18 protein-coding genes are annotated in these 18773 nt (G+C 62.6%); 4 read left to right on the forward strand and 14 right to left on the reverse strand.

The window, feature by feature from the left end; genetic code table 11:
- The 14 genes from AB7783_RS02045 to pqqA form a co-directional block, all read right to left on the reverse strand.
- Positions 1-480, reverse strand: coding sequence for a gluconokinase (locus tag AB7783_RS02045; RefSeq protein WP_441279624.1), 480 nt, complete (start codon positions 478-480; stop codon positions 1-3).
- 55 nt (positions 481-535) lie between these two features.
- Positions 536-1276: a 6-phosphogluconolactonase gene (pgl, locus tag AB7783_RS02050; protein WP_441276675.1), complete on the reverse strand. Its 741-nt coding sequence runs from the start codon at positions 1274-1276 to the stop codon at positions 536-538.
- Between the two features lie 4 nt (positions 1277-1280).
- Positions 1281-2807, reverse strand: coding sequence for a glucose-6-phosphate dehydrogenase (gene zwf / locus AB7783_RS02055; RefSeq protein WP_441276676.1), 1527 nt, complete (start codon positions 2805-2807; stop codon positions 1281-1283).
- A 5-nt stretch (positions 2808-2812) separates the two neighbouring features.
- On the reverse strand, positions 2813-3841 hold the full coding sequence (gene gnd / locus AB7783_RS02060) for a phosphogluconate dehydrogenase (NAD(+)-dependent, decarboxylating) (RefSeq protein WP_439063272.1): 1029 nt from the start codon (positions 3839-3841) through the stop codon (positions 2813-2815).
- Positions 3842-3905: 64 nt separating this feature from the next.
- Positions 3906-6758 (reverse strand): bifunctional transaldolase/phosoglucose isomerase, encoded by a 2853-nt coding sequence (locus AB7783_RS02065; RefSeq protein WP_441276677.1) that lies wholly within the window; start codon positions 6756-6758, stop codon positions 3906-3908.
- A 341-nt stretch (positions 6759-7099) separates the two neighbouring features.
- Positions 7100-7552 (reverse strand): DsrE family protein, encoded by a 453-nt coding sequence (locus tag AB7783_RS02070; protein ID WP_175367264.1) that lies wholly within the window; start codon positions 7550-7552, stop codon positions 7100-7102.
- Between the two features lie 29 nt (positions 7553-7581).
- Entirely contained in the window at positions 7582-8214 is a 633-nt protein-coding gene (locus AB7783_RS02075) for a hypothetical protein (RefSeq protein ID WP_175367263.1), read from the reverse strand.
- Positions 8215-8468: 254 nt separating this feature from the next.
- Positions 8469-9137: a hypothetical protein gene (locus AB7783_RS02080; protein WP_441276678.1), complete on the reverse strand. Its 669-nt coding sequence runs from the start codon at positions 9135-9137 to the stop codon at positions 8469-8471.
- 10 nt (positions 9138-9147) lie between these two features.
- Positions 9148-10125: a prolyl aminopeptidase gene (gene pip, locus AB7783_RS02085; RefSeq protein ID WP_441276679.1), complete on the reverse strand. Its 978-nt coding sequence runs from the start codon at positions 10123-10125 to the stop codon at positions 9148-9150.
- Positions 10115-11329: a pyrroloquinoline quinone biosynthesis protein PqqE gene (gene pqqE / locus AB7783_RS02090; RefSeq protein ID WP_441276680.1), complete on the reverse strand. Its 1215-nt coding sequence runs from the start codon at positions 11327-11329 to the stop codon at positions 10115-10117. Before pqqE ends, pip begins: the two co-directional genes overlap by 11 nt.
- Positions 11326-11646, reverse strand: coding sequence for a pyrroloquinoline quinone biosynthesis peptide chaperone PqqD (gene pqqD, locus AB7783_RS02095; RefSeq protein WP_309946761.1), 321 nt, complete (start codon positions 11644-11646; stop codon positions 11326-11328). Before pqqD ends, pqqE begins: the two co-directional genes overlap by 4 nt.
- Before the next feature lie 10 nt (positions 11647-11656).
- Positions 11657-12409 carry a pyrroloquinoline-quinone synthase PqqC gene (pqqC, locus tag AB7783_RS02100; protein WP_441279625.1) on the reverse strand — a complete coding sequence of 251 codons (753 nt, stop codon included), beginning with the start codon at positions 12407-12409 and terminating at the stop codon, positions 11657-11659.
- A gap of 35 nt (positions 12410-12444) precedes the next feature.
- Positions 12445-13374, reverse strand: coding sequence for a pyrroloquinoline quinone biosynthesis protein PqqB (pqqB, locus tag AB7783_RS02105; protein WP_441276681.1), 930 nt, complete (start codon positions 13372-13374; stop codon positions 12445-12447).
- Between the two features lie 107 nt (positions 13375-13481).
- Positions 13482-13562, reverse strand: a complete 81-nt coding sequence (pqqA, locus tag AB7783_RS02110) for a pyrroloquinoline quinone precursor peptide PqqA (RefSeq protein WP_089267584.1) — start codon at positions 13560-13562, stop codon at positions 13482-13484.
- A 291-nt stretch (positions 13563-13853) separates the two neighbouring features.
- Here pqqA and AB7783_RS02115 point away from each other — a divergent pair, with 291 nt between their 5' ends.
- The 4 genes from AB7783_RS02115 to AB7783_RS02130 all read left to right on the forward strand — a co-directional run bounded on the left by AB7783_RS02115 (position 13854) and on the right by AB7783_RS02130 (position 18771).
- A complete protein-coding gene (locus tag AB7783_RS02115; RefSeq protein WP_089267437.1) occupies positions 13854-14111 on the forward strand; it encodes a DUF6894 family protein in 258 nt (85 codons plus the stop codon).
- Between the two features lie 244 nt (positions 14112-14355).
- On the forward strand, positions 14356-15747 hold the full coding sequence (locus AB7783_RS02120) for a PQQ-dependent sugar dehydrogenase (protein ID WP_441276682.1): 1392 nt from the start codon (positions 14356-14358) through the stop codon (positions 15745-15747).
- 194 nt (positions 15748-15941) lie between these two features.
- Positions 15942-16508: a c-type cytochrome gene (locus tag AB7783_RS02125; protein WP_441276683.1), complete on the forward strand. Its 567-nt coding sequence runs from the start codon at positions 15942-15944 to the stop codon at positions 16506-16508.
- 859 nt (positions 16509-17367) lie between these two features.
- Positions 17368-18771 carry an amidase family protein gene (locus tag AB7783_RS02130; protein WP_441276684.1) on the forward strand — a complete coding sequence of 468 codons (1404 nt, stop codon included), beginning with the start codon at positions 17368-17370 and terminating at the stop codon, positions 18769-18771.
- Positions 18772-18773 lie beyond the last annotated feature (2 nt).

The raw sequence follows: 18773 nt of genomic DNA on the forward strand, positions 1-18773 counted from the left end.
TCAGGCCGGCAGTTGTTTGATGATGGCGGAGACGATGCCGTCGACATCGTCGTCGATGGATACTGTCATCGGACGTTCGTCTGGTCCGGGGATTTCGAGCGTCTTGAACTGGCTGTCGAGCAGCGTCGGCGGCATGAAATGATTCTTCCGCGCCGCCATGCGCTTGGCGATTAGCTCCCTGGAGCCGTCGAGATAGACGATGCGAATGTCGTCGCGGCCGTGCAATAGCAGATCGCGATAGGCGCGCTTGAGCGCAGAACAGGCGACGACAAGCTTTTGGCCATCGGCGGTGACGCGGTCGATCTCGTCGGCAATGGCCTGCAGCCAGGGCCAGCGATCGTCGTCGGTGAGTGGCTGGCCCGCGCGCTGCTTCTCGATATTTGCCTTCGGGTGAAAATCGTCGCCATCGGCGAAGCGCCAGCCGAGGCGTTCAGCAAGCGTCTTCGCGATCGTGCTCTTGCCTGAGCTGGAGACGCCCATCACCACCAGAGCCTTGGGTGCCAGGATTTTGGGTGCCAGAGTCTTGGGCGCGGTGTCAGCCACGCGCGTCGTCCGGCAGGGCGGCCTTGTCGCACAGCCACACGGTTTCGCCGTCCGACCGCGCGCGATTGGCTGGCAGATCCTCGCCCTTCAGCACCCGCGTCAGGATCGCGCGCTTGTCCTCGCCGCTCATCAGGAACAGCATCTCGCGGCATGAGGCGAGTGCCGGCAGCGTCAGGCTGACGCGCGGCACGAAAGGCTTCACATGGGCTTCGGGCACGCCGACAACCCAGCGGTCCTTGATCTCGATGGCTGGATAGCTGGGGAACAACGACGCCACGTGGCCATCGGGGCCGACGCCGAGCAACACCAGATCGAACAGCGGTTTGGCTTTATCGAGCTTGTCTGCACCGTAGAAGGACTGCAGCTCGCGCGCATAGAGCGCCGCGGCTTCATCCGGGCCCGCCGCATCGGTCTTGATCGGGTGCACATTCGCAAGCGGCGCGCATGCATCCAGAAACGCTGTTCGCGCCATAGTCATGTTGTTGAGCGGATCGCCTGACGGCACGAAGCGGTCGTCGCCGATGAACCAGTGCACGCGATCCCAGGGGATCTCGCTGCGGTAAGGCTCGGTAGCGAGCAACTCATAGAGCCGCTTCGGGCTCGATCCGCCAGTCATGCAGATGGCGATGCGACCGGGATTGGCCTCGATGCGCTCGATCAGCCGGTCGGCTGCGGCCTCGGCGAGAGCCACCGCATCCTCGACCACGACGATATGGCGATTGGGCGCTGTCATCGTGTCAGCTCAGCACGCGCCAGCTACGACCGTCGCGCTTGAGCAGGTCGTTGGCTTCGTCGGGACCTTCGCTGCCGGCATTGTAGGTCTTGAGCCCGTCCTTGCCGGCCTTCTTCCAGGCATCGAGGAACGGCTGTACGGCACGCCAGCCGGCTTCCACGCTATCGGCGCGCTGGAACAGGATGTTGTCGCCGATCATGCAGTCATAGATGAGCGTCTCGTAACCCGTGGCTGGCGCAGCCTGGAAGTAGTCCTTGTAGCGGAACTTCATCTCGACGCCGTCGATCTCCACGGCCGGACCGGGCACCTTGGTGTTGAACTTCAGCGAGATGCCTTCATTCGGCTCCACCGCGATGACCAGGAAATTCTCGGCAAGGCTTTCCACGGACATGTCGCGGAACATCGCGAACGGTGCCTGCTTGAACTTGATCGCCACTTCGGTGCGCTTGATGCCGAGTGCCTTGCCGGTGCGCAGATAAAAAGGAACGCCGGCCCAGCGCCAGTTGTCGATCGACAGCTTCATCGCTGCATAGGTCTCAGTGGTGCTGCCATCCTTGACGTCTTTGGTCTTCAGATAATCACCAATGTCGGTATCGCCCACATGGCCAGCAACATACTGCGCGCGAACCGAATTCTGCAGTGCTTCGGCTTCGGTCTGCGTGGTGACGGCGGCGAGCACTTCGGCCTTCTCGGAGCGAACCGCATTGGCCTCGAACCGCGCGGGCGGTTCCATGGCCACCAGCGACAGCAGCTGGAACAGATGGTTCGGCACCATGTCGCGCAGCGCGCCGGTGGCATCATAGAACGAGCCGCGATGGCCGACGCCGAGTTTCTCGTCCACGGTAATCTGCACGTGATCGATATGGTTGCGATTCCAGATCGGCTCGAACATGCCATTGGCAAAGCGCAGTACCAGGATGTTCTGCACCGTCTCCTTGCCGAGATAGTGATCGATCCGGTAGATCTGCTGCTCGTTCATCAGGCCGAGCAGTTCATTGTTCAGCTTCTTCGCGGATTCAAGGTCGGTGCCGAACGGCTTCTCGACCACGAGGCGGCGCCACGAGCCGTTTTCCTTCAGCATGCCGGTGCGGCCGAGCTGACGCGCGATCGGCGCGAAGGCCGAAGGCGGCGTTGCCAGATAGAACAGGCGATTGCCGCCGGTGCCGCGCGCTTCCTCGAGTTTGTCGAGCTGGTCGCGCATGCGATCGAAGGATCCCGGTTCGCCCGGATCGGCCTCGATACAGGTGACGCAATTGAGCAGTTTCTGCGCGATGGCGTCGTCGACCGGGCGCGTCGCATATTGCTTCAGGCCCTTCATCAGGTCGTCGCGGAGTTCCGCGCCGGTCATGTCCTTGCGGGCGATGCCGACGACGCAGAATTTCTCCGGCAGAAGATCGGCCGCCTGCAGGTTATAAAGCGCCGCGATGACCAGCCGGTGGGCGAGATCGCCGGTGACGCCGAAGATCACGAATGCGCAAGGGTCTGGCTTCTTCTTGGATTTGGCTGGGCCTGGAGCTTGTATCTCGGTCATGCGGGCTACGCCTTCGGTTTGATGATATCAGGCGCGTCCTGCCGTTTTGGATCCGGATGCTGATCGGGCTCTTTGTGGCCGCCGAAACCGGCGCGCATCGCGGATAGAATCTTTTCTGCAAATGTGTGCTCCTTGCGCGAGCGAAACCGCGCAAACAGCGCTGCCGTCAGAACCTCGGCGGGCACCGCTTCGTCGATGGCGGCATTCACCGTCCAGCGGCCTTCGCCGGAATCCTCGACGAAGCCTGAGTAAGTATCGAGCGTCTCGTTCTTGGCGAGCGCGGAGGAGGTGAGGTCGAGCAGCCAGGACGGGATCACGCTGCCACGGCGCCAGACTTCGGCTATATCGGGCAGGTTGAGGTCGAAGCGATGCGCTTCCGGCAGCGCCTCGATATTGGCGTTCTTCATGATGTCGAAGCCTTCGGCATAGGCCTGCATCAATCCGTATTCGATGCCGTTATGGACCATCTTGACGAAATGCCCGGCGCCGACGGGGCCTGCATGGATGTAGCCGTTCTCGATGCGCGGATCGCTGTTGTCGCGGCCCGGCGTACGCGGGATGTCGCCGATCCCAGGCGCCAGCGTCTTGAAGATCGGATCGAGCCGATCGACGACGCTCTTTTCACCGCCGATCATCATGCAATAGCCGCGATCGATGCCCCAGACGCCGCCGGACGTGCCGACGTCGATATAGAAGAGGCCCTTCTCCTTCAGCGCCTTGCCGCGGCGAACGTCGTCCTGCCAGAACGTGTTGCCGCCGTCGATGACGGTGTCGCCGGGCTCCAGCAGCCTAGTCAGCGCATCGATGGTGGTCTCGGTGATCTTGCCGGCGGGCAACATCACCCAGACGGCGCGCGGCTTGTCGAGCTTCTTGACGAAATCTTCGAGCGACGATCCGCCGATGGCACCTTCGGAGGCAAGGCCGCTGACGGCCTTGGCGTCCTTGTCATAGACAACCGCGGTGTGACCGTTCTTCATCAGGCGGCGGACAATATTTCCGCCCATTCGGCCGAGACCGATCATGCCGAGCTGCATTGTGTGATGTCCTTTATTGATTGCGCATGACCCGAAGCAATGTCCGGGCCATGCGGATCGTCGTTTAGTTCAATGCGGCAGTCATCGCCTTGTCGAGAACAGCAAGTCCGGCCTTGAGATCGCCCTTGAGATGGATGCGCAAAGCGCGACGATTGCGATCCGTGAGTACGCCGAAGTCACCACGCGCCTGTGCCGCCTTGATGACACCGAACGAAGCGCGGTAATCGGGAATGGCGAGATCCTTGGCATCGTCCGCGGTGATCTGCAGGAAGACACCGGTATCCGGCCCGCCTTTATAGGCCTGACCCGTCGAGTGCAGGAAGCGGGGGCCGAATTCGGCGCAGGTCGCGACCTTCTTCTTGTCGCGCACCGCCATCCGCATGTGCTGCAGCGTGTCGATATGCGCGCTATCGCGTTCGACATAGGCCAGCAGGGCCACGTAATCGCCGGGCGTGACGCGGCGGAAATGCGCCTTCAGCCACGAGGTCAGATCGCCATTGGCGCCGGCCTTCTTCAGCAGTTCGGCATTGCTATCGTCGGTATAGAGATCGGCTTCCTTTGACGACACCACCGGCGTCTCCGGCGGCAGCGCGCCGGTCTTCTCGAAGGCTTCCGTCAGCTCGCGCGTCTTGATCTTGGCGGCTTCCACATCTGGCTGGTTGAACGGGTTAATGCCCAGAATCGATCCCGCGACGGCTGTCGCGATTTCGAAGCGGAAGAATTCCTGGCCGAGATGATCGATGGACGGCATCACGATGCGCGCGACGGGATGGCCCGCCTTCTCCAGCGCGGCCAGTCTGTCGTCATGTCCCTTGTCGTCTTCGCCTGATGTGCGCAGATCGATAAAGAAGCGATCGGTGCCATAGACGGAGGGCTCGCCCAGCGTCTCGCCGTCGATGGGGATCAGGCCCTTGCCATCCTTGCCGGTGGATTCGGCGATGAGCTGTTCGGCCCATGCGCCGAAATCGGCGATTTTCTTCGAGGACAAGATCGTGACCTTGTCGCGGCCGTCGAGCCCGGCATTGCCCATGGCAAGGCCGAGCTGGACGCCGGGATTTTCAGCGGGTGGCACGTCCGGTCCGCAGGAGCGGACCATCGACAGCGTGAGGTCGAGCAGTTTGGTGAGATCGACGCCCGCGGCAGCCGCCGGCACCAGGCCGAACGGCGACAGCACCGAATAGCGCCCGCCGATGGTGGGATCGCCATGGAAGATGCGCGCAAACTTTTGGGTCTTCGCGACCTTCTCCAAAGACGAGCCGGGATCGGTCACGGCGACGAAATGGCCGCCGGCCTTGTCGGCGCCGACCGCGTTGGTCACCTCGTCGAAGAAATAGTTCTTCATCACGTTCGGCTCGGTGGTGCCGCCGGACTTGCTGGAGACGATGAACAGCGTCTTGGCAATGGTCACTGCAGCGCCCATGGCGCGCACCTGTGCGGGATCGGTGGAATCCAGCACATGTAGTTTCGGGAATCCCGACACCTTGGCGAAGGTCTGCGCCAGCACTTCCGGCCCGAGGCTCGAGCCGCCCATGCCGAGCACCACCGCATCGGTGAATCCCTGCGCCTTCACCCAATTGGCGAAGTCGTTGTAGTCGGCGAGCTTGGCCTTCTCGGCAAAAGCGCTGTTCAGCCAGCCCAGCCACTTGTCTTCGTCCGCGCCGGTCCAGACCGATTTGTCCTTGTGCCAGAGCCGGCGGATCTTCGCAGACGCACGCCACTCTTCGGTGGAGGTTGCGACCTTCTTCGTGATGCCGTCGCCCAGCGCCAGCTTCTGCGCGCCGATGCCACCACCAAGCGATGTCGCGCGCTTGTGCGCCACCGCGCCGTACAGCTTGTCGGCGGCGTCAGCGAACAGTTTGACGCCGTCCTCGACGAGATGCGTCGTAATCGCATCGAGCGAAATGCCGGTCTTGGCGAGATCGGCGAGCACCTTCTTCGCATCCTCGACATTCTCTTCGAGGCTGTCGCGCACCTCGCCGTGGTCGCGGAACGCGTCCAGCGTGGCGGGCGGCACAGTGTTGACGGTGTTCTTCCCGATCAGCTCTTCCACATAGAGCGTGTCGCGATAGTCCTTGCTCTTCACGCCGGTGGAGGCCCAGAGCAGGCGCTGCGGTTTTGCGCCTTTGGCCTTGAGCTTCTCCCAGCGCGGGCCGGCGAACAGTTTCAGATATTCCTGATAGGCGAGCTTCGCATTGGCGATGGCCACCTTGCCCTTGAGGTCCTTGAGCCGCGCCTTCTCGGATGGGTCATTGGCCTTGGCGATCTTGTCGTCGAGTTGCTTGTCGACCTGCGCGTCGATGCGGCTGACGAAGAAAGAGGCGACGCTGGCCACATGCGAGGGATCGCCGCCCCCGGCGACATACTTTTCGAGACCGTTGAGATAGGCCTCGGCGACCTCCACATAGGTCTTCTGCGCGAACAGCAGCGTCACATTGATGCTGATGCCTTCGCCGATCAGTTGCTGGATCGCGGGCAGCCCCTCCGGCGTTGCCGGCACCTTCACCATCAGGTTTGGGCGCTTGACGCTCGCCCACAGGCGCTCCGCCTCAGTGACCGTGCCCTTGGTGTCATTGGCGAGATAGGGCGAGACTTCCAGGCTGACGAAACCATCATCGCCCTTCATCTTGTCATAGACCGGCTTCAGCACATCGGCGGCGTGCTGGATGTCCTCGACGGCAATGTGCTCGAACAGGTCGGCAGGCGACTTGTCGCCGGACTTCAACGCCTCGGCAATCGGGGCATCATATTCGTCCGAACTTCCGATCGCCTTCTCGAAGATCGTCGGGTTCGACGTCACGCCCTTCACGGCGTCAGTGTCGATCAGCTTCTTGAGGTCGCCTTTGGCGACGAAGCCGCGGGCGAGGAAGTCCAGCCAGACGGCCTGACCGTGAGATTCGAGTGCTTTAACGGGATTCATGATGCCTTGTTCTGCTTACAATTATCAAAAGGCCGATCGCCGCGCGAAACGTTCCGCGGCCCGGTTCCAATGATCGCCCCAAACCCATACGCATGGCAAGCCGAACGGTTCCATTCAGGGCGCGGGAGCCGGATCGCAATTCCGTGTTCGCCAGATTGGCCCGGCGGCATGACAATTGTGCAAATTTGTGCGTCGGTTTGACAGGCGCTCAAATCTCTCCACGTCATGGCCGGGCTTGACCCGGCCATCCAACTTCCGCCAGCGGACGTAAAAGATGGATGCCCGGGTCAAGCCCGGGCATGACGAGTTCTAATTTCCAACATACTCGTCCGAAGCGATGGCTAAGGCCGAATATACAGATAGCCCTGCGCCTGCAGCTCCGCGATCCGGACCACACCGCCGCGGTCGGCGATGGTGAAGCCCGGCAGCAGGCCGTCCAGCGTCACATCCTGCGCCTTCATGGTGTTGCTGCAGGCGGCCAGTTGCAGGCCTGCCTTGGTGAATTTGCCGACCCGCGCGGTAATGTCGGGATTGGTGGAAGCCCGGGCAAATGACTTCAGCGCCGGGCCGAGCACGACCAGTGCGATGGTAACGTTGTCGGGGCCGCCGACGCCGTCGAAGTGGTTCTGGATATTGCCGAGGGCGAAATTCACCCTGTCGGCATCGGCGAGGTGATAGACGACCTTGAGCTTGGCAGGTGGCTTTGCGTCAGTCGCTGCCGCGCTGGCCTGCGAGGCGACCAGTCCCGCGCCGATCGACGACAGAGCGGTCCACAATAGGCTGCGTCGATTCATGGCTCGCTCCGATTGGATGTCAATCACGCTCACTTGCTGCGCATCGCCGCGAGTTCCTTGCGGTCCGTGATCAACGACTCACACTCCTTCAGACTCGTGCGGTCGAGCCGGAAAATCTTGTCGTCTTCGCCGCCGGTGAGCGCGTCGGCGCCGGGTTCTTCATCGGGCTTGCTGTTCTGCCAGATGCGGACGCGCTCGACACGGACCAGCGTCGCGTCGATGTCTTTGGCCAGGCCGATCGCAATGCCGCCGCCATCGCAATCGACGCTGCACGCGAACTTCACCTCCTGGCCCTTGTCGGTGTCCTGGATCTGGCCGCAAGAACCGCTGGAATCCCAGTCGCCCTTGCGATGGCGATATTTGAAGCCGAGCCGGAACGAGTAGGGCGTGTAGCTTTCCTCGGGCGGATGCCCGGCGACGACCAGCAGCTTCATGGTGCTGACCTTCTGTTTGGGATGTCGCGCCAGATGCTCGGCGTCATAGCGCCGGACGAAACACGCATAGGTCAGCTTCGGACCCAGCGGGCCGGCAAACATGCGCTTGTTGAATTCGGCTGCCTTCACCGCATCGACCTTGACCGGCTCGTCCTCGGCGCGCGCCAGCGGCCCGCCGATGGTCAGAGTGGCGGTGAGAACCAGAAGGGACAGCACACGGATGGTCATCGACATCTCGCAAGGTGAGGCGGCCCGTTGCGGGCCAGTTCACCTTGGTCGCGTCAGAAGCGGGATGCGTTCAATCGATGCTGGGCGCGGTCGATGCACTCCCTCGCCCCGCACTTGCGGGGAGAGGGTGGGGTGAGGGGCTTTTGCTGAGCTTCACCTCTAACTCCCCCTCACCCAGAGCCGTCGCTGCGCGCCGACTCCGACCTCTCCCCGCAAGCGGGGCGAGGTTCAGAAAGGCCGCGTCGACCGTGAACTCAAAGATCGCTCTTCGCCAGGTCCCACATCAGCCGGTAGGTCCCCTCGGAAATCAGCTCTGCCTTTGCCGCTGCAATGGCCGCAGTGAAGCGGCCCTTCATGGTCGCAGCGACGGCGTCGACATCCGTCCCGTCGATCATCACATACCAGTCGCGGGCGGCGGGATTGGGTGCGGCGGGATCGTCGGTGAGCGGCTTCGACAGCCGGGGATCGCTCTCCATCAGATGCATCGAAATGATGCCGTTGATATCGCCGGGATCGAGCTTCGCTTCGATGGCGCTGCGCAGTTTGTCAGCGCCTTCGGCGGGTGGCCGGATGCGCACCAGTCCAAGTGCCGCGCCGCGGCCCTGACCGCGGCTCACAGTGATCCGAGCCACCGAACGCAGCATGTTCTGGAAGCGGCCGATATTGGTCAGCGACCACTTGGTCTGGTTGGCCAGCGCCGTGCGATAGGCATCACTGTCCAGCACGTCGAATGTCGCGGTCGAATACAGGCCGAGATATTTCGGCCTGGCGTTCACGGCCACGTAACGCCGGGCCTCGACGAAGCCCTCGATGGCGACGCGCTCGGCAAGATGCTCGCGGTCGTACCATTGGTTGAATTCCTGCTCATGGCTGGCGTCGATATCCATCGACGTCATCAGCATTCCCGTGCCTTTGATCGGCATTCCAGAAGTCCTATTTCAGTTTCGACGCCACATCGGCGATGGCCTTCATGACCGCATCGCGCATGCCGGGGTCATACAGGCTGTGACCGGCGCCTTCAACGATGCGCACCTCGGCATTCGTCCAGCGCTTGGCCAGGGCATGCGATGTCGCGGGCGGGCAGAGGAAGTCGTAACGGCCCTGAATGATGACGCCGGGAATGCCGGTGAGTTTGCCGGCGTCTTCCATGAGCTGATGCGGCCGCATGAAGCAGTCGTGCTTGAAGTAATGCGCTTCCATCGCTGGCGTCGCCGGCATCGGCCGCGTCTGGTTGCCAAGCTCGGCAAGGTCGAGCCGTATGCGCTTCGGCGCGATTTCGGACAGGATGGCTTCGGTGCCGCCCCAGGCGCGGATCGCCGGGACATGCACGGCCGGATCGGCATCGAGAATGCGGCGATAGAAGTTCGGCAGCGGATCGGCGCGCTCGGCTTCGGCAAGGGCGCTCAGAAAATCTCCATGCAGGCCGGGATAATGCCGCGGCAGCATGACGTTGAAGACATCGTGCAATTCTTCCCGCGTGCCGAGAAAGGTTGCGCGCAGCACGATGCCGGTCACGCGTTCGGGATGGGCCTGCGCATAGGCCAGCGCCAGCGTCGCGCCCCAGGAGCCGCCGACCACGAGCCATTTGTCGAAGCCGAATTGGGTGCGGATCGTTTCCATATCCGCGATCAGATGCGGCAGCGTATTCGCCTCGCGCTTGCCTTTCGGCTTGCTGCGGCCGGCGCCGCGCTGATCGAACAACACGGTGTGAAAGCGCTGCGGATCGAACAGCCGGCGGTGATCGGGCTGGCAGCCGGAGCCGGGGCCGCCATGCAGATAGACAGCGGGAATGCCGTCGCTGCGGCCGACGCTCTCCACATGGATTGCGTGGCCGTCGCCGACATCGAGATGTTCCGAGGTCAGCGGCGCAAACAGGTCCGCATTCACCGGGGCAGGGACATCAGCGGCCATGGACGTCGTCCGCGTCCGGCTCCAGCGTGCCGCCTTTGAAGTTGCGATAGATGAAGCGGTCGCGGCCCTCAGTGGATTCCGTCTCGGCCATTTTGAAGATTTCGGCGTGAACAGGTGACAGCGTGCAGGCGGGGTCGGTATTGCCGGCATGGCCGGTCAGCGCGAAGGCCTGGCAGCGGCAGCCGCCAAAATCCACTTCCTTGAACGCGCAGCTCTGGCACGGTTCGGGCATCCAGGCGGTGCCGCGATAGCGGTTGAAGGCTTCCGAGTTCTGCCAGATCCAGGCGATCGAATGATTGGAGCGTACGGATTCGAATTCCATCCCGGTGATGGTCTCGGCGGCATGGCACGGCAGGATCTTGCCTGATGGAGAGATGTTGAAGAACTGCCGGCCCCAGCCGCCCATGCACTTCTTCGGCCGCAGCGCGTAATAGTCCGGCACGACATAGTCGATATCGAGAATGCCTTTCAGGCGCAGCTGCGCATCCTCGACGATGCGGCTGGTCTCGTCGATCTGATCGATGGTCGGCATCAGGGCGGCGCGGTTCTTCAGCGCCCAGCCGTAATACTGCACATTCGCGACCTCCAGCCGGTCGGCGTCGAGATCGACCGCCATCTGGATGATGTCGGCGAGCTGATGCAGGTTCTGCCGGTGCATCACGGCGTTCACCGTCAGCGGCAGGTCGAGCTCGCGCGTCCATTTGGCGACTTCGAGTTTCTTCACGTGGCCATTGCGATAGCCGCCGACGCGGTCGGCAACCACGGGCTCATTGCCCTGGAAGCTGATCTGTACATGGCATAGCCCGGCATCGGCGAGCGCTGCGAGCTTGTCGCGCGTCAGCAGCACGGCCGAGGTGATGAGATTGGAATACAGGCCCACATCCGTCGCGTGCTGGACCAGCTCGACGATGTCCTTGCGCGCGGTCGGCTCGCCGCCGGAGAAGTGGATCTGCAGCACGCCGATCTCGGCGAGCTCGGACAGCACCTTCTTCCATTCGTCGGTGGTGAGCTCGGTGCTGCCGCGGTCGAGCTCCACGGGATTGGAGCAATACGGACACTGCAGCGGACAGCGATGGGTGAGTTCGGCCAGCACGGCGAGGGGAATGCCGAAGGTCTCCGCAGTCGAGCGCGTGCGCTCCATGATCGCAAGACTGTCGGCGGGATCGGTGAAGACGGGACTGGCGTCGGTGAGGGTGGGGCTCATGATGTCTTCTCCCGCGCTTGCGTGAGAAAACCCTTGTCGGCGAGATCCTGCAGCATGGCAAGAACATCGGTGCCGATATCGTCGCGCGGCGCGGCGTATTTCGCCGCCAGCAGGTCGATGATATCGGCGACGTTACGTTCGCCATCGCAAAGCTGGAGGATTTCGACGGCGATATCGTCCGGCGCCAGCACGCGCTCCGGCGCCAGGATCACCCAGCGCTGGCGCGTCTCGTCGAACTTCAGCTTGGCGTGGCGCGGCAAGACCGGCTTGCTCGCCTCGCTGACACTGATCCGACGATTGCTGCGGAGCTCCGTCATCGTTGCCTTCTTACTTGGCCGGGACGAACGCGCCCGGCGGCACATGGCCGTCCACATAGGCATGATACAGCGCATCGAGCTGCACCCACAACACATTGGTCTTGAAGATCAGTGCATTGCAAACCGCACGGCGCTCGGCTGGGGTGTTGGCGTGCTGCTTGACGTAATCCAGAGCGAAGCCGGCATCACGGGGCGCCTGGGTCAGGCGGCGGCTGAAATAGCTCATGATGTCCGGATTGACGAAGTCATAATGCTTCAGCATGCCGGAAATGCGCTCTTCATGCAGGTTCGGCGCAAACAGTTCCGTCAGCGACGAGGCGATGGCCTCGAGCGGCGTCCTGTCGCGCACGAAATGCACATAGGCCTCCACGGCAAAACGCGTCGCCGGCAGGATGCCTTCGGTGGATTCCACATAGGCTGAGTCGAGGCCGAGCCCTTCGGTCAGCTTCAGCCAGCGCTCGATACCGCCTTCTGCGCCGGTATCACCGTCGTGATCCTCGATCCGGTGCCGCCATTCCACGCGCGTCGCACGGTCGCGGAAGCGCGAGATCACCACCGCGTCCTTGATGGGGATCGTGCTCTGGTAATAGTAGCGGTTCAGCGCCCAGGCCTGCACCTGACCCTTGTTGAGTTTGCCGCCATGCAGCAGCTTATGAAACGGATGCAGGCTGTGATAGCGCGTCGCGCCGATATGGCGCAGCGTCTCTTCCAGTTGCGCGGCGTTGTCCAGCGGCACCCCTAGCGAAATCGAATAGGCGGAAATGGCGCTGTCGCCGAGCGTGTTTGCACTGGGTGCGTTCACAGCGTGATCTCCATGCCATTGCCGGGGATTTGCCAGCCGGCGGTGGTCAATGCGGCGCGCTCGGTGGAATCATGCAGCAGCGCCGGGTTCGAATTGTTGATGTGCAGGAAGAACTTTCTGGCGATGCCGGCATCGGCCAGTTCGCTGATCGCGCCCTGCGCGCCGGACATCGACAGATGCCCCATGCTCTGGCCCGTTTTCTGGCCCAATCCCGCCGCGATCAACTCGTCGTCGCGCCATACGGTGCCGTCGAAGAACACCAGCGGCGCGCCGGAAATGCGTTGTTTCAGTTCGGGCGTCACCCGCGCGCAGGCCGCGATAAAATAGAAATACTTGCCGGTGGCCCTCTCGGCTATCCGCAGACCCAGCGTATCGCCGTCGCCATCCTCACCGGCCGGATGCGCCTGTCCTTCCAGATACCACGCGCTCTTGCCGGGCACGGTGAAGGGCACCACTTCCAGGCCGGACGGCGCGCCGTCCTGCAGCTTCGGCTCGAAAGATATATCGATGTCGATGGCTTCGCGGCGCACGTTCTTGTCCGAGAGCACGTTGAAAATGCTGTTGGCTTTCAGGATCGCCAGCACACGTGTGTGCGCATAGATTGTAAATGGCGAACCCTCGCGCATCGACAAGAGCCCGGCCACGGCATCGACCTCGCCATTGGTGAGGATCACGCCCGCGATCGGCGAGTGTCTGACATGATCGGGATGGGGATGAAGCTGTGGCGCATCGGTGACCTGTTGTCGCAGGTCGGGCGAGGCATTGATCAGGAACCAGTTGGCATTGTCGGCCGACACCGCGATCGAGGCCTGACCGCTCCGCAAGTCTGGTCGCTCATCGCGCGCCGCACGACAAATCCGGCATCCGCAATTCCACTGCGGAACACCGCCGCCGGCCGCGGCTCCAAGAACGACAACACGCAACATGAGATCGCCCTGAATCCCGGCCAATTCGCGTCTCGTAAAAAGACGCGGGGCGCCCGTCAGTGACGAAGGCGCCCCTAAAACTTAAGATCTTAGCGTGAGCTCAAGTCTTACTTGCGCGCTGCGCAGGCGTACATGTTGATTTCCATGCCGACTGCAACTTCGACGATCTTCGGTGCTTTCCAGGCCATATTTATCTCCCGCTTCTCTGCAGTCAGGTACTGCATAACCACAACTCTAATCCCTGCTCAAAGGTTCGCCAACAACTTCGTCATCACAATGTGAAGCGGTAGGGGTACAATATGCGTGCAATGCACAATCGATTGCACTGCAATATTGCAATGGCGAGAACGTTCCATAGATAGCGAAGGCCTTTGGTTGAAAGGCATTGATTCGTACTCAGCCCGCCGCATCTTCCGGGATATTCGCGTGGTCTGAAATCTTCTGCGTCAGCGCCCAAGCCCAGTGCCAAGAGAATTGCCATGCCGCTTTATTTCTTCAACACACGCATCAACGACGAGCTGGTGGTCGATCCCGAAGGCGAGGAGCTGCGGGATCCCGATCATGCCTGGGATGTGGCGCGGTCGATGATCCTGCAATTGCTGCGCTCCGAGGGCACGCCGAGCGATCTGCTCAAAGCGGTGCTGGAAGTCACGGACAAGGACGGCGAGATCGTGCTTGAATTTCCGTTCACTGAAGCACTGCTCGATGCCACCGATGAGTCCGCAACGCGGCACTAGAGCGTTTTCGAGCGAAGTGGGCACCGGTTCGCGTCAATACAAAAAGCCAGAGCCTCGGTTCTGATTCTATCAGAACCGAGAAGGCTCTAGCCTATTGCGGGAATCCGCACAGGCTTGCTCGCGCGTGATGTTTTGATTGCGCAGCGACATAAAAATATCCAACAGTGCGATCCGGAAAGCCTCGGGGGCGGCGCATCTCATGTGCTGCGAGCAGAGAAGGCTTCCGTAAAAAGGGGAGTGATCCATGAGTGTCTACACGTCCGCGCGCCGGGCATTGCTTGCCGGTGTGTTCATCGGTGTCTTTACAAGCGGCGCTTTTGCCCAGCAGTCCGATACATCACCTGCGACACCGGCTCCTGCAGCCGCGCCAAGTGCAGCTCCAAGTGCAGCGCCTGCTGCTCCCGCAGCGGCTCCTGCACCGGCACCAGCCGCCCCGCAGGCTGCCGCTCCGGCACCTGCAGCAGCGCCAGTCGCCGCCGCGGCGCCTGCGCTGCCGCCCGGCTCGCCGCTGATCGGCCGTCCCGATGGCGCTGCCGCAGCCAAGCTCGCGCCCGTCGCGCCGCCGCCGATTCCGTCCGCCGCCGACAAGCTGCCGACTGCGAAGCTGAAGGTGCCCGCGGGCTTCAATATCGAGGTTTACGCCGCCGGCATGGCCAATGCGCGCTCGATGCGCGAAGGCGACAAGGGCACGGTCTTTGTGGGGTCGCGCCTCGTCGACAAGGTCTATGCGGTCATCAACAATGACGGCAAGCGCCAGGTGAAGGTGCTGGCCTCCGGCCTCTATCGCCCGAACGGTCTCGCCTTCAAGGACGGCACGCTCTACATCGCCGAACTGTCGAAGATCTCGAAGATCGACAAGGTGGAAGACAATCTCGAAAATCCGCCGAAGCCGACCATGATCTACGACAACCTGCCGAAGGACGAAGCCCATGGCTGGAAGTTCATCGGCATCGGGCCGGACAACAAGCTCTATGTGCCGGTCGGCCAGCCCGGCAACAATGTGCTGCATGACGAGGCCCATGGCCAGATCCGCCGCATGAATCTCGATGGCACCGGCGCCGAGATCTATGTGAAGGGCGTCCGCAACACCGTCGGCTTCGACTGGAATCCGACCACCAAGCAGATGTACTTCACCGACAACGGGCGCGACTGGATGTCGGAAGCGGTGCCGGAAGATGAACTCAACCGTGTCACCAAGGCGGGTGAAGACTTCGGCGCGCCATATTGCCTGCAGGGCAATATCCTCGATCCGGAATTCGGCTGGGGCAAGTCCTGCGCCGACTACACCGCGCCGGTCGGCCTGCTCGGGTCGCATACGGCGGCATTGGGCATGCGGTTCTACACCGGCAAGATGTTCCCGGCCGTCTACAAGGATGCGATCTTCATCGCGCGCCATGGCTCCTGGAACAAGACTCAGAAGCTCGGCGGAGACGTCGTTGTCGCGAAGCTCAACAAGGACGGCACGGTGAAATCCGTCGAGCCGTTCCTGACCGGCTTCATCGAGGACAACAAATATGTCGGCCGCCCCGTCGACGTGCTGCAGATGAAGGACGGATCGCTGCTGGTCTCCGACGACTGGAACGGCGCGATCTATCGCATCACCTATGGCAAGCAGAAGGTGGCGGGCGCGAAGTGACGACGTTTTCTCACCTCTCCCCGCTTGCGGGGAGAGGTCGACTGCAACGCGCGAAGCGCGTGAAAGTCGGGTGAGGGGGACTCTCCACTTGCTCCGAGCGCGGTGAGAGTCCCCCTCATCCTCACCTTCTCCCCGCAAGCGGGGAGAAGGAATTCGCCACGCCGGAGTTTCAGTATTCAGAAAGTTCAAAGCCGATGCGCCCGTTTGCCGTCATCGTAGCTCTTTTTCTCTCGACGTCCCCACTCTTCGCCGCCGAACCCATCACTGAGCGCGCCGCGCCGTGCCTCGGTTGTCACGGCGAGAAGGGTGTCTCCGAAACCGAGAACACGCCGTCGCTCGGTGCGCAGCAGCCGGCTTATTCGCTGATCCAGATCTACATGTTTCGCGAGAAGCTCCGCGTCGCGGAGCCGATGAATGACATGGTGAAGGATTTCACCGATGATGACCTGCGCCTGTTCTCGGATTATCTCGCCACGCTGCCGAAGCCGGTCGCGCTCGAAGCCGGGGATCCCGCGCGGATGCAGGCCGCCAGGGCGCTGACCTCGCAATTCCGCTGCGATAGCTGCCACAACGCGGACTTCTCCGGCCGCGACAACATTCCGCGCATCGCCAATCAGCGCGAGGACTACCTCGCCAAGACCATGCGCGAATACAAGGACAACTCCCGCCATGGCTATGACGCGACGATGGCCGACGTGATGCAGTCGATCTCCGAAGCGCAGATCGTGGAGCTGGCGTATTTTCTCGCAAGGGTGAAGTGACGTCGCGCGGGCTCGCCCGCGCGACGTCATTCCGGGGCAGGCCGGGCCGCACAGCGGACCGGAATGAGCCCGGAATCCCGACCTGTTCAGCTCCCACTGTCATTCCGGGGCGCGCGCGTCTTTGCGCGCGAACCCGGAATCTCGAAGTGTTTGCGCTGAACATGCTGGGATTCCGGGTTCGCGTCCGGCAAGAGCCGGCCACGCCCCGGAATGACGAGTGTGGGGCGGCAAGCAGTGCCCAAACATTTTTTCCTATTTCTTATTGACAATATCCTGCCGTGGATTATATTCCCCTTCGTCCGGCCCCGATGAGAGGGGCGAGCGCGATCGTCACGTTCGCGGGGCTGGATGCGGTGGACGCCGGAGATGCGGCGTCACGCGGTTTGGGGGTGACGTCTGTCTTCGGGCAGGACGGATCTGCGCCAGCACTGCCACTGGCAAGGAGACGGCCGACCCTGGGATGGACAAACCCCTGGACAGTGTGACGGACGACCAACTCGAAACGCGTTCGGCCAAGTGCTTTGCGGCTACCCTGTCCCTCCGCCCTGGGACATTAATTTTGGTGATGGGACCGTTCGCCATGGCAGATGTGCAGGCAACCGAAAAAACACCGCAGGCGGAACGTCGGGCACTTGCTCGGCGCCTCCGAAAGTCCTGATGCACTCTAGATTGCGGAAGACCGCATTCGCATCAGGCCCAAGGGTGCAACGGGCACCCGGCGTTCCGCACGCCCTCTCGATTGAGGGTGGGAAGGAATGCTCATAGCTCGGACGCTTCGGCGCCGCGAGACTGCGAAATCGTGCCTGATTGGCAATCTCCGGCCGCCTGCGTTAACAAGCGACAAGCAATGGAGCACTGCATGAACGATCTCTGGCGCCTGTCGGCAACTGACCTCTCCGCACTCATTCGCGACCGCAAGGTGTCCGCCAAGGAGGCGACGGTGGCTGGCCTCGCACGGCTTGATGCTGTGAACCCTGCCATCAATGCCGTGGTCGACCATCGACCCAATGAGGCGCTGGCACGGGCGGATGCGGTCGATGCGGCGATTGCGCGCGGCGACGATGTCGGCCCGCTCGGCGGCGTACCCATCACCGTCAAAGTGAATATCGACTACGCGACCTATCCGACATCGAATGGCGTAAAGATCCAGAACGAGATCATCGCTACGACCAACAGCCCGGTGATCGACAATCTGCTGAAGGCTGGCGCCGTCATCATCGGCCGCACCAATTGCCCGGCATTTTCCTATCGCTGGTTCACCACCAATCAGCTCTATGGCGATACCAAGAATCCGCGCGATCCCTCGCTAACGCCGGGCGGATCGTCAGGCGGCGCAGGCAGCGCGGTCGCCGCCGGCATCGGCCACATCGCCCATGGCACCGATATCGCCGGCTCGATCCGTTATCCCGCCTATGCCTGCGGCGTGCACGGTCTGCGTCCAACCGTCGGCCGCATCGCCGCCTATAATCAGGCGCTGCCCGAGCGCATCATCTCCGGTCAGATTACCGCGGTGTCAGGTCCCTTGGCGCGGACGATCAACGATGTACGCCTTGGGCTTGCGGCGATGTCGCAGCCCGATGCGCGCGATCCCTGGTGGGTGCCGGCGCCTCTCGAAGGCCGGACGCGCGAGAAGCGCGTCGCCATGTGCTTGCGGCCTGATGGTCTCGCCATCACCGCCGATGTCGAAGCCGCCGTGCGCGATGCCGGAAAGCGCCTGGAGCGGGCAGGGTGGATCGTCGAGGAAGTCGAGAACACGCCGGCGCTGCGCGAGGCTGCGGCCTTGCAGACGCAGCTCTGGTTCGGCGACGGCTATCAGGGCATGCTGGATGCTGCCGAACGCGAGGGCGATCCCGCAGCACTCGTCTGTCTGCGCGGACAGAAGGACAAGCTCAAGGACTTCGAGAACGGCGGCCTGTCGCGCGCACTGGTGCGCCGCTCCACCTTCGTGCGCGACTGGGAGCTGTTCCTGCAGACCTATACGGTGGTGCTGATGCCGATGTCCGGCGAACTGCCGTTCCCGGATCATCTGGATATGCAGGGCCAGGAATCGTTCGATCGCGTCTGGGCCGCGCAGATGCCGCAGATTGGCATTCCCTTCATGGGCCTGCCGGCGCTCAGCGTCGCCACGGGTCTTGTCGGCCGTGCGCCGACCGGCGTGCAGATCGTCGCCGGCCGTTACCGCGAGGATCTGTGTCTGCTGGCCGGCGAAGCCATCGAGGCCGGCGGTACCCCGCCGATGCCTTGCGACCCCGTGACGGCCTGAGA

This window comes from Tardiphaga sp. 172_B4_N1_3 (assembly GCF_052076035.1).
In the GTDB taxonomy this organism is placed as follows: domain Bacteria; phylum Pseudomonadota; class Alphaproteobacteria; order Rhizobiales; family Xanthobacteraceae; genus Tardiphaga; species Tardiphaga robiniae.

Coding starts and splice junctions, on each gene's coding strand:
- AB7783_RS02075 (WP_175367263.1), bottom strand. CDS start 8,214: ATGACCATCCGTGTGCTGTCCCTTCTGGTTCTCACCGCCACTCTGACC.
- pqqB (WP_441276681.1), bottom strand. CDS start 13,374: ATGTTGCGTGTTGTCGTTCTTGGAGCCGCGGCCGGCGGCGGTGTTCCG.
- pqqD (WP_309946761.1), bottom strand. CDS start 11,646: ATGACGGAGCTCCGCAGCAATCGTCGGATCAGTGTCAGCGAGGCGAGC.
- gnd (WP_439063272.1), bottom strand. CDS start 3,841: ATGCAGCTCGGCATGATCGGTCTCGGCCGAATGGGCGGAAATATTGTC.
- zwf (WP_441276676.1), bottom strand. CDS start 2,807: ATGACCGAGATACAAGCTCCAGGCCCAGCCAAATCCAAGAAGAAGCCA.
- AB7783_RS02120 (WP_441276682.1), top strand. CDS start 14,356: ATGAGTGTCTACACGTCCGCGCGCCGGGCATTGCTTGCCGGTGTGTTC.
- pip (WP_441276679.1), bottom strand. CDS start 10,125: ATGGCCGCTGATGTCCCTGCCCCGGTGAATGCGGACCTGTTTGCGCCG.
- AB7783_RS02115 (WP_089267437.1), top strand. CDS start 13,854: ATGCCGCTTTATTTCTTCAACACACGCATCAACGACGAGCTGGTGGTC.
- pgl (WP_441276675.1), bottom strand. CDS start 1,276: ATGACAGCGCCCAATCGCCATATCGTCGTGGTCGAGGATGCGGTGGCT.
- AB7783_RS02125 (WP_441276683.1), top strand. CDS start 15,942: ATGCGCCCGTTTGCCGTCATCGTAGCTCTTTTTCTCTCGACGTCCCCA.
- AB7783_RS02080 (WP_441276678.1), bottom strand. CDS start 9,137: ATGCCGATCAAAGGCACGGGAATGCTGATGACGTCGATGGATATCGAC.
- pqqA (WP_089267584.1), bottom strand. CDS start 13,562: ATGGCCTGGAAAGCACCGAAGATCGTCGAAGTTGCAGTCGGCATGGAA.
- pqqE (WP_441276680.1), bottom strand. CDS start 11,329: ATGAGCCCCACCCTCACCGACGCCAGTCCCGTCTTCACCGATCCCGCC.
- AB7783_RS02130 (WP_441276684.1), top strand. CDS start 17,368: ATGAACGATCTCTGGCGCCTGTCGGCAACTGACCTCTCCGCACTCATT.
- AB7783_RS02065 (WP_441276677.1), bottom strand. CDS start 6,758: ATGAATCCCGTTAAAGCACTCGAATCTCACGGTCAGGCCGTCTGGCTG.
- AB7783_RS02070 (WP_175367264.1), bottom strand. CDS start 7,552: ATGAATCGACGCAGCCTATTGTGGACCGCTCTGTCGTCGATCGGCGCG.
- AB7783_RS02045 (WP_441279624.1), bottom strand. CDS start 480: ATGGGCGTCTCCAGCTCAGGCAAGAGCACGATCGCGAAGACGCTTGCT.